We start from the raw sequence: 10,480 nt of genomic DNA, 5'->3' as shown, positions 1-10,480 counted from the left end.
GTGGCGTGTGGGGCGGCACCGTCGGGATTGAGCACGACGTTGTTGTCCGTACTCCAGTTGCCGTTCTGGTCGCGCCATTGCGCGGTTCCGCCCGGCGGCAGGATCACGCCGTATTGCTGGCTCGGGTTGGTGAACCAGATGGTCGCCGTACGCGCCGGCCGCTGCGTGACCCACGTCACTTGGGCGGTGCCGCCGGTGGCCGAGGGGATGCCGTCGAGTACGTACGAGTACTGCGGCCTGAAGTACGGGACGATGGCGCTGTCGGTGAGCTCGCTGTTGCTGTCGCCGTACAGCGTCTGGTCGCCCTGGATCACCGACGGCTTGGGGGAGATGGTGTAGGGGCAGCCTGTGGAGACGATCGCCCCGGTACCGTCCTTGACCTGGACCTCGTCGAGCAGGAACCAGCCGGATTCGGTGCCCGTGACGGTCACGAAGCGCCCGGGGACGTTGTTGAGCTTCATCGAGATCGTCCCCGAGTCCTCAGTGCTCGTCACCGCCTTCTTGGTCAGGACGGCGTCGCCGGATGTTCCCACCGCCTGGTCGGAGATGGTGGTGATGCCCCGCGTGCGCGCTGGGGAGTGCAGACCGACCAGTGCCGAGACGTTCGTGGGCCAGCCGATGCCCGCGGTGGCGTCGTGATGCGTGATCAGATCCACCTCGCCCACGTCGCGTACCTGTTGCAGGTCGATGGTGACGGCGAACGCGCCGTCGTACTGGTTCCAGCCCATCACCCCGCTCCAGTACCAGCTGCCGTTGGGCGAGACCAGGCCGTCGGTCAGCTTGCCCTTGGCGAAGCCCTGGTAGGTCGGGGCGCTGTCCGGATAGATGCCGTCCTGGACTTGGTAAGTCGAGCTCGACAGCTCCTCGGCCGCCCCGCTGGCGATCAGCGGGACGATGTACCGCTCGGCCACGACGCGCTGGATGTTCGGCCAGGGGCTCGTGGCCTCCTTGCTGAGGGTGATGGTCAGCGTGGAGACGGTGTTCGCCCCGTCCGGGTCCAGTGTGAGAGGCACCTCAAGCGACTGATAGGGCTCGGTTCCGGGCTCTCCGGCGCGTTGGGCGTACGAACTGCGACTGCCTCCCGGGCCGTCGACCCGGACCGAGAGCCGTCCGCGCCAGGGGTTGGCCGGGTCGCCGTCGGTGAAGTCCATGCGTACCGCCCACAGCTGCTGGTCGGCCGGTGCGGTCCACTGCACCTGACGGGTGCCGTCCGGCAGGTCCCTGGTCGGCCAGGGCAGGCCGATCTCCATGTTCGAGATCGACTGGCCGGCCAGGTAGCCCACCAGGTCGCTGTAGCACCACCAGCGGTCCCCGGCCGCGGTGGCCTGGGTGGTGATGGCGTCGAACATGTCGCCCCGCAGCCCGGCGAAGAAGATCTGCGGGTAGGCGTCGGTGCCGAAGTACTGCTCGACCGCCAGGTACTGATGGGAAAGCCAGTTCTCCGGCTTGCTCTCTCCGGCGGTGCTGCTCTCGTACTCGAAGGCCTGGTGGTGGAGCTGCGACTCCTGACCCACCGTGTAGAGCTGCCCGTTGCTGGCTACGCCGCCGTACTGCGGGCCGCGGAACGCGACGGACGGCTGCACGTTGGACACGTCGAACCCGAGTGCGGTCGCGTCCCACATGTGCGGTGCGCCGTAGTAGGGCACCCACACCGTCTTCATCCCGCGGGAGTGCGCGTCGGCGTTGAACTGCGTGACGTACGCCGGGTCGTTGTATCCGTCGATGATCTCTTCGCGATGGTAGTAGGCGCCGAAGAGCGACAGGTGCTTCCAGTTCGCCGCCTGGGCACGTGCCTTGATCTGGTCCAAGTACCAGTCGGCGGCCTGGACGCGCTCGGCGGGCACGCTCAGGTTGAGCACCGTGCCGGTGCCGGGCAGCGTGAGGCTGGCGGTTCGTGGACTCAGCCACGGCACCCCGATCGAGACCTGGATCGGGGCGGGCGGTGCGCCGTACGTCGCGGTCAACGTGGTCGCGGCGGCGTCGAGTGCGGCGGCGTCCGCGAACTCGTCGTTGAGCACGCCGTTCAGCTCGTCACCGGTGAACCCGCCGTACATCAGGTCCTTGCCGTTGTAGTCGACCGCGGTCAGCACCGCCGCGTCGAACAGCCACTGGCCGGTGAAGGCTCCGCTCGCGCCCACCGCCATCAGGTGCTTCTGCCATTGCACAGCACTGCGGTTGGCGTCATGGTAGGCGAGCATCGACCGGTGCCACTGGCCGAACGCGGTCGTGGCCGCGTGCGAGACAGCTGAGGCCATGACGACTGTCGGCAGCGCCAGAGCCAGGGCTGAAACCGTCCGGATGGCTCTGCCTGACCAGTGACGCAGAAAAAGTAGGATCATTATACGCCTTTCGGACACTTATATGCGAGCGTCACCATAGCGGGCGAGATCGATCCAACCCTGCATCAACGCACCAGATGAGGTACTTCCTAGAACCCCAGGTCGCGGCTTGCCGCCAGGGTGCAGCGGCGCAACGGTGCAACGACGCAGCCGTGACTAACGCGCGGTCAGTTGGCTGACCATGTACCAGCCTGTCGAGCCCGGGACTGCCGGAAGATCCATGCGGATCCCCGTGACGCGCGCCGTCGGGGGAGGCTTCAAGATCGCGTGGGGGCAGAAACCCTTCTCGATCGGTGACGGTTCCGCGCCCGCATGCCAGGAGCCGCCTTCGTCGCGCCATCGGCCGAGCACGTTCGCCGGCACGATCACGCCGTGGCCGGGATTCGGCTCGGTGAACCAGATCGCCGCCTGCCGCACGGAACGCGGCTGCTCCCAAGCGGCCTCGACGCTGCCGCCCGTTCCGGCGGGGATGCCGTCGACCAGATGGGCGAACTGCGGCGCGAACCGCGTCGTGATCGCGGTGTCGACGAGCCGGTCGCAGTCATCGCCGTAGGCGACCTGCTCCCCTTGCCGCACGGAGGGTTTCGGCGTGACGCAGTACGGTCTGCCGGCGGATACGATCGCGCCGGAGGTGTCCCTGACCAGGATCTCGTCCAGCAGGATCCAGCCGGAGCCACGGCCCACGACGGTCACGTAGCGGCCGGAGACCGCGGCCATCGGCATCACGATCCGTCCGGAGAGGGCGCTCGGCGAGCCGGGTACCTCCCGCACGGCAAGCGAGCACGCCCCCGACGACCCCGCAGCCTGCCCGGAGAAGCCGCTGATCCCGGTCACGCGCGCCGGCTGGTGCAGCCCGACGAGCGCGGCGGTGCCGGTGGGCCAGGCGACGCCCGCCGTCGGATCGCAGTGCGTGACGAGTTCCACCTCGCCGATCTGCCGCACTCGGCCGAGATCGACGGTGACGGTGAACCGTCCCTCGTAGAAGTTCCAGCCCATGGCCCCAGCCCAGTTCCAGTGGCCGTCGGCGGAGACCCGTCCGTCGGTCAGCTTGCCGCCGGCGTACCCGAGGTGTGTCGGCGCGTCGTCTGCCCACGGACCCGACTGCACCGGATACGTCGTCGCCGACGGCTCGCCTGCGAGCCCGTTCGCGATGACCGGCACGATGTGCTGGACGGCCACCATCCGCTCGATGTTCGGCCAGGGCGAACCGGCCTCACGGCTCACAACGATGGCCAGCGCCGAAACGGTGCCCTCGGACGTCCGGATCAGCGGCACCTGGATCGACTGATGGGGCGGCAAGGGTCCTGATCCCGTTCGCTGCGCGAAGGACGTGTGCGTGCCGTCCGGTCCCTCGACGCTGACTTCGAGCCGACCACGCCATGGCTGCGCCGCGGTGTCGTCGACGAAATCCATGCGCACCGCCCACAGCCGCTGTGGTTCGGGCACAGTCCAGCGCGCCCGACGGGCACCGTCAGACGTGTCGTCGACCGGCAGGGGGAGGCCGATCTCCAGATTCGACAGGGGTCGGCCGGCCAGATAGTCCGCCAGATCCGCGTAGCAGCTTCGGCGTTCGCCGACCGCGCCGGCGGGCGTGGCGATCTCGTCGAACATGTCGCCTTGCAGGCCCACGAAGAACACCTGTGGGAACCGGTCGGCGCCGGTCTCCCGAGCGACGGCAAGGTACTGATGCGCGATCCAGCACTCGGGCCCGGTCTCGCCCGCAGTGCTGACCTCGTACTCGAAGGCCTGGCCTCGCCGCACGGACTGTGCCGCGACGGCGTAGAGGCGATCGCCGTTGACCACGCCGCCGTATTGCGCCGACCGGAACGCGTACCCCGGCTGCACGTTCGTAACGTCGAACCCCAGCTCCGCGCCGTCCCATGCGTGCGGTGCGTCGAAGTACGGAACCCAGATCGTCCGCAGGCCCCGGCGATGCGCCTCGGCGTTGAACCGGGTGACGAACGCGGGATCGCCCGTCGAGTCGATGACGTCCTCGCGATGGTAGTAGATGCCATACAGCGCCAGCTGCCGCCAGCGTGCTGCTTCGGCCCGGGAGCGAACCTGGTCGAGGTACCAGTTCGCGGTCTGCGCGCGCGCCGTCCGGTCCGTCGGACTCAGCCACGGCATCGCGACCGCCAGCTGGATCGGTGCCGCGGGCGCCGCGTGCGTGCGCGACAGCGCGGCGGCCGCGGCGTCGAGCCGTTCGGCGTCGGCGAAGAGCTGGTCCAGCAGGCCGGTGAGCTCGGCAACGCCGAATCCGGCGTACATCAAGTCCTTGCCCCGATGCTCGACGGCGGTCACGATGGCGCCGCCGAACAGCCACTGGCCGGTAAACTCCCCGGACTCGTCGACGCGCATCAGGTGTCGTCGCCACTGCTGATCGGTACGCGCGGGATGGTGATACACAAGGACGGCTCGCCGCCACTGCCTGTCAGCGTGCGAGATGGCGTCCACTGGAAGCATCCAACTGCCTCAAGACGGTGAGACGACGGGTTGCCGCGCGGGGAGCACCGAAGTTGGTCCGAATGAATTAACGTGCCCGACCTGCGGTGCACGCGAGGAGGGGCGCACATGCGTCAGGAGTACACGGGGGACGAGACGGCCTCGGAGCGACGTCGGCGTCGACGCCGAGAGCGGCCGAGTTTTCGCGAGCAGTTGCAGGGACTGTCGTGGTGGCAGGTGGCGCTGGTACTGCTGCCTCTGGTGATGATGTTCATCGGCGGAGCGCTCGGCGGGGGTATCGGTGGCGGTGCCGCCGTGGGGAACCTCTCGTTGGCTCGAAAGTCGATGCCTTCGGCCGTCAAGTTTCTGGTGATGGCCTGCGTGTGCGCCGTGGCCTTCACCGTGTTCTTCGTGCTGGAGTACGCCATCAGGTCGGTGTGGGCGCCGACGCCGTATGTGGCGAGTCAGCCGGGAACGGGGTACGCGCCGGTCGTGGTGAACACGCCGGCGACGCCGTCCCCGCTGTCGACGTGCTGGACTCAGACCTGGGCTCCCCGGCCGGTCGCGATGAACAGGCCTGTCGTCATTCATGCCACAGGCGCGGAGGTGAGTTGGCCGGCCTACGCCAACATCACCTGCAATCCGGCCAACGACCTGGCCGCCTACGAGATTCATCGCAGCACGAGGCCGGACTTCACGCCGTCGGCGGCAACGCTGGTGGCGACGGTGAACGCGAATGACACCAGCTTCGTCGACAGGACGGCTCCCGCGACGAGCGATCCGCGCGCGGCTTACTACGTCTACATGGTGGCCGTGCGCACCAGGTCCGGCCAGGTGGTCGCCGGAGCGACTCAGCTCGTGCGATTGCCCGAACCCGGGCAGACCGAGCTCGTGCTTCAGACCGACAAAGCAGCGTCGTTGAGTGCGAAATCCCCGGACACCATCGTCGACCCGAACGGTTACAGCCTGACGGTCAGCCCCGACATCGGCGGCGAGGGCGCCGAGCGCGCGGTCTTCGAGTTCGGGCCGTTGACGGCGCTCCCCCGCGGCGCATTCGTGACCGACGCGCGTCTGAACGTGGCGTGCCATGGCACCAACTCCGCCACGATCTCAGTGTATGGACTGACGCGCACATTCGATGCCTCGGTAGCGACGTGGAACAGCGCGGCGAGCGGCGTCAGGTGGAGGCATCCGGGAGGCGACTACACGACACCTTCCGGGTCCTCCATGGCGGGCTCCAGCGAGCTGAACCCGTGCGACTTCGACGCGACCGCGATCGTGCGCGGCTGGACCGACCTGCGCAGCGCCGAGCACGGGCTGCTGCTCAGGTTCGGCAACGAGTCGTCATCACTCGGATATGGAGCGTACGAAGCCGGAGACACCGGCAACCCGGACGACCGTCCGGCATTGGTCGTCACTTACGAGTGAGGCGCCTGATGTTGCTTGGCATCGAACTGCTCTGCGTCAGACCACTGTGATGATCAGACTACCGTGATGATTAGACCACTGTGATCGGGAAGTCGGAGAAGCCGCGCAGCACCAGCCCGCGCCGCTGCGGCACGCCGCCGAGCGCGAGCTTGGGGAAGCGGGCGAGGAAGGCGGGGAAGAACTCGGCGGACTCCAGCCTGGCCAGCGGCGCGCCGAGGCAGTAGTGCATCCCGCCGCCGAATGACAGGACGATGCTGTCCGGCGACCTGGTGATGTCGAAGGCGTCGGGATCCGGGAACCTGGCCGGATCGCGGTTGGCCGCGCCGAGCAGGCCGATCGCCAGCGTCCCGGCCGGAACGTCGAGCCCGCCGAGGCGCACCGGCTCACCGCTCACCCGGCCGATGATCTGGATCGGGGCGTCGTAGCGCAGCATCTCCTCGACGGCCGACGGGGCGAGAGCCGGGTCGGCGCGCAGCGCGGCCAGCTGGTCCGGGTGTGCCAGCAGCGCCTGCGTGCCATTGGCCAGGTGGTTGACCATCGTGTCGACACCGGCCATGAACAGCAGGATGAGCGTCTGGAGCAGTTCGGTCCCGGTCAGCGTTTCGTCATCGTCGGCGACCGCGACGAGAGCCGAGGCCAAGTCCTCGCGCGGATGCGCCCGGCGTTCGGCGACGAGCGCGGCGAAGTAGTCCGTCAGCCGCCGCGCGCCGTCGTCGGCCGCGTCCATGATCTGCGCGCTCGTCGTCATCTCGACGATCTGCATCATCGCGGTCATCCAGCGCCGCAGCAGCGGCCAGTCCTCACTCGGGACGCCCACGAGCGCGCCGATCACCGAGATCGGGAGGGTCGCGGAGAGGATCTCGTGCAGGTTGACCGCGGAGCCGTCGCCGCCGGCGTCCGCGATCGCGTCCAGTGCGTCGCCGACCAGCCGCACCACGTCCCCGCGCAGCGCCTCCAGCCGGCGGATCGTGAACGTGCCGCCGACCAGCCTGCGCAGCCTCGTGTGGTCGGGCGGGTCGCGGAACAGCAGCGACTCGACCGTCGCGACCTGGCCCGGATGCTCACGCCAGGCGGGATTGACCGCGTCCATCCACTGCGGGCCCTGCGCATGGAACGCCGGGCTTCGGGTCAGCGTGACGCAGTCCTCGTATCCCGTGAGGAAGACCATGCCGGACGGCGCCCGGTGCACGGGGGCGAGCCGCCGCAGCCGGGCGTAGACGGGGTACGGATCGGCGCGCACCGGCGCGGTCGCGAGCGCGGCGACCAGTTCGTCCGCCGTGGCGCCGTCGACCGCGTCGTCCACGGCCGGTGCCGATGAGTCCGAATTGCCCATGCGTCCGCCTCCCGAGCAAGCCATCAGGAGTCTGACAGCTACGGCCGGCGGCCGTCCAGGGGCCTTGATTCGGGCCCGGCCCGGACCTACTGTCTGCCTCAGCAGCCTGACGAACAGCCTGGAGGGGCGTTGCAGACCGGTACGACGCACCCGCAGCCGCGGCGGCCCGAGGCCGGAGAGGTCCTGGCCGAACTGGGGACGCCGCAGGCCCGGGCGAATCCGTATCCGGTCTACGCCCGGCTCCGGGAGATCGAGCCCGTGTACGCCACGCCGGGCGGGCAGGTCTACCTGACCCGGTATCAGGACTGCGTCTCGGTCATCCGGGACTCCTCCTTCCATGCGCAGAACGCCGACTACATGGACCGGGTCCGCCCCGACTGGCGCGAGCATCCCGGGCTGCGGGCGACGACCGAGTCGTTCGTGTTCCGCGATCCGCCGGAGCACACCCGGCTGCGCCGCTGCGTCGCCCCCGCCTTCACCCAGTACCGCGCCGTCGCCATCCAGGACCAGATCGAGCGGCTGACCACCGGCGTCCTGGACGCGATCGAGGAGCAGGGCGCGGACGGCGGTCAGGTCGACCTGCACGAGATCCTGGCCGCCCGCCTGCCGATCGGCGTCGTGGGCCACGTTCTCGGCGTGCCCGAGCCGGACCATCCCACGCTGCGCGGGCCGCTGGAAGGCCTGCGGCTCGCCGTGGACGGGACCACGGGCACGCCCGAGAGCACGGCGATCATCGACGCCGCAGGCACCGCGCTGCTGGACTACTTCGCCGGCCTGGTGGCCGAGCGCCGCCGCGCGCCGAAGCAGGACGTGATCTCGTCCCTCGCGGCGGCCGCCGACGAGGGCGCGCTGACCGAGAACGAGGTGCTGCAAACGCTCACCCTCGTCTTCAGCGCCGCCATCGAGAGCATGGTCGACATGCTGCTCAACGGGCTCGGGCCGCTGCTGAGGCACCCGGACCAAGCGGCGCTGCTGCGCGCGGACCCCTCGCGCGTGTACGCCGCCGTAGAGGAGATGCTGCGCTACGACACGCCGGTGCAGGCGATGGCGCGGATCGCGGGCCGGGACACCGAGATCGGCGGCGTCGCGGTGCCCAAGGACAGCATCGTCCTGATGATGCTCGGCGCGGGAAACCGGGATCCGGATGCGTTCCCCGAGCCGGACGTCTTCGACATCACCAGGCAGCCGGGCAACAGCGTCCTGTCTTTCGGCGGCGGCGTCCACCACTGCCTCGGCGCGCCGCTGGCCCGGCTGGAAGCGGCGGTCTTCCTGCCCGCGCTGCTCGCCCGCTTCCCCCACCTGCGGCTCGACGGCGAACCGGAACGCCGCGGCTTCGTGCTGCGCGGCTTCGCCCGCTTCCCGGTGGCTGTGCGCTAGTGTCCCGCGCCGGAAGCCCGCCGCGGAAATCGGCCCCGCGCGGTTCATCAAACACAGTCCGCCTGGCCGCGTTGCCGCAGTGCCCTCAAACAACCGGGTTTGAGGGCACTGCGGCGCCTTGTTGGCCGGGCACGGACGACCGATTTCTCCCGCGCCGGACTTCCGGCGCGGGACACTAGGCGGTGTGTACCGGACATGACCGCGCAGTCATCCCAGGCTTCTGACACGCCTGCTGGGACATCTGACACGGGGATATCTGACACCGGGACGTCCGGCACTGAGCCATCTGACGCTGAGCCATCTGACACCGCCGCCGATTCGCTGCGCCACAACCGTGACTTCACGCTGCTGTGGACCGGCCAGGCGGTCTCCGAACTCGGGACGCAGATCTCGACGATCGCCTATCCGTTGCTGGTCCTGGCCACGACGGGCTCGGCGGCGCGCGCGGGCCTGGTCGGCGGCGCGAGCCTGATCGGCACGCTGCTGAGCCTGCTGCCCGCCGGAGTGGTCGCCGACCGGCACTCCCGCCGCCGCGTGCTGGTGCTCAGCTCCCTGGTCCAGATGGCCGCGGTCGGCAGCGTGGTGCCCGCCGTGCTCGCGCACCAGGTCGGTCTGGCGCATCTGATGGCGGTCGGGCTGTTGGTCGGCGCGGCGGCGGCGTTCCATCAGGGCGCCAGCCGGGGCGCGATACCGCGCCTGGTCGCGCCGAACCAGCTGCGCACCGCCATGTCGGTCACCCAGGCCCGGGGACAGGCGGCCGCGATGCTCGGCTCCCCCATCGGCGGCGTGCTGTTCAGCCTCGCCCAATCACTCCCGTTCGCCGCCGACAGTCTGTCGTTCGCCGCGATATCCGTCAGCGCGGCGCTGCTGCGCGATCCGCTCGAACCGCTGGACCGCGGCGCGGTCCGCGAGCCGATGCGCACCGCCGTCACCAGGGGTCTGCGATTCGTCTTCGCCCAGCCGTTCCTGCGCGTCACGTCGCTGTGGGGCGCGGCCGTCAACGCCGTCGCGGCCGGCATGATGCTGATGGTGATCGTCATCGCGAAGGCGCACGGCGCGAGCCCGTTCGTGATCGGCGTCATGGTCGCGGTCAACGCCGCGTGCGGGCTGGCCGGCTCGCTGCTCGGCGTCCGGCTGGCCCGCCGCTTCGGCGTGCGGCTCTCGGTACTGACGACCTCGTGGCTGCTGCCCGCGTGCGCGGTCGGCATCGCCTACGCGCCGTGGGTGTGGCTGATCACGGTGCTCGGCGCGCTCACCACGTTCACGATCATGCCGGTCAACGTGTTCTTCATCGTGCGCGCGACCCGCGTCACCCCTGACGCCATGCAGGCGCAGGCCGCCAACGCGCGGCAGCTGATCGTCTCCAGCCTCGCCTGGCTCGCGCCGCCGCTGTCCGGGACGCTGACCGACTCCGTGGGCGTGCGCGACGCGATCCTCACCGCCGCCGCGCTCTACCTGCTGGTCGCGATCTGGTTGCAGGGCAAGACCGAGATGCGCGAGCTCGACGAGTCCTGAGTCACCCGAGTCAGTTCACAGAGGGGTTCCCGCTGTCGCGTCCCTG

General features: G+C 69.6%; 6 protein-coding genes. 3 read left to right on the top strand and 3 right to left on the bottom strand.

Features of this window, described 5'->3' with window-relative positions:
• Both VGS97_RS03580 and VGS97_RS03575 read right to left on the bottom strand, forming a co-directional pair.
• The coding region (locus tag VGS97_RS03580; RefSeq protein ID WP_326851720.1) for a DUF4855 domain-containing protein at positions 1-2,255 on the bottom strand (2,255 nt) is incomplete at its 3' end.
• Positions 2,256-2,495: 240 nt separating this feature from the next.
• Complete coding sequence (locus VGS97_RS03575) at positions 2,496-4,697, bottom strand: DUF4855 domain-containing protein (protein WP_326851719.1); 2,202 nt, start codon at positions 4,695-4,697, stop codon at positions 2,496-2,498.
• A 213-nt stretch (positions 4,698-4,910) separates the two neighbouring features.
• On the opposite strand from VGS97_RS03575, the gene VGS97_RS03570 reads away from it, so the two are divergent.
• Positions 4,911-6,209, top strand: coding sequence for a DNRLRE domain-containing protein (locus VGS97_RS03570; RefSeq protein WP_326851718.1), 1,299 nt, complete (start codon positions 4,911-4,913; stop codon positions 6,207-6,209).
• 70 nt (positions 6,210-6,279) lie between these two features.
• Here the strand turns inward: VGS97_RS03570 and VGS97_RS03565 are convergent, their stop codons facing one another.
• Positions 6,280-7,542 (bottom strand): cytochrome P450, encoded by a 1,263-nt coding sequence (locus tag VGS97_RS03565; RefSeq protein ID WP_326851717.1) that lies wholly within the window; start codon positions 7,540-7,542, stop codon positions 6,280-6,282.
• Between the two features lie 129 nt (positions 7,543-7,671).
• Here VGS97_RS03565 and VGS97_RS03560 point away from each other — a divergent pair, with 129 nt between their 5' ends.
• Positions 7,672-8,919: a cytochrome P450 gene (locus VGS97_RS03560; RefSeq protein ID WP_326851716.1), complete on the top strand. Its 1,248-nt coding sequence runs from the start codon at positions 7,672-7,674 to the stop codon at positions 8,917-8,919.
• A 195-nt stretch (positions 8,920-9,114) separates the two neighbouring features.
• Complete coding sequence (locus VGS97_RS03555; RefSeq protein WP_326851715.1) at positions 9,115-10,434, top strand: MFS transporter; 1,320 nt, start codon at positions 9,115-9,117, stop codon at positions 10,432-10,434.
• Positions 10,435-10,480: the final 46 nt, after the last annotated feature.

Origin of the sequence: Actinocrinis sp. (assembly GCF_035946395.1) — a bacterium.
Taxonomy (GTDB): Bacteria; Actinomycetota; Actinomycetes; order Streptomycetales; family Catenulisporaceae; genus Actinocrinis.
Note: the sequence above shows the minus strand (reverse complement) of the source record. Positions and strands in the feature narration are given on the sequence as shown.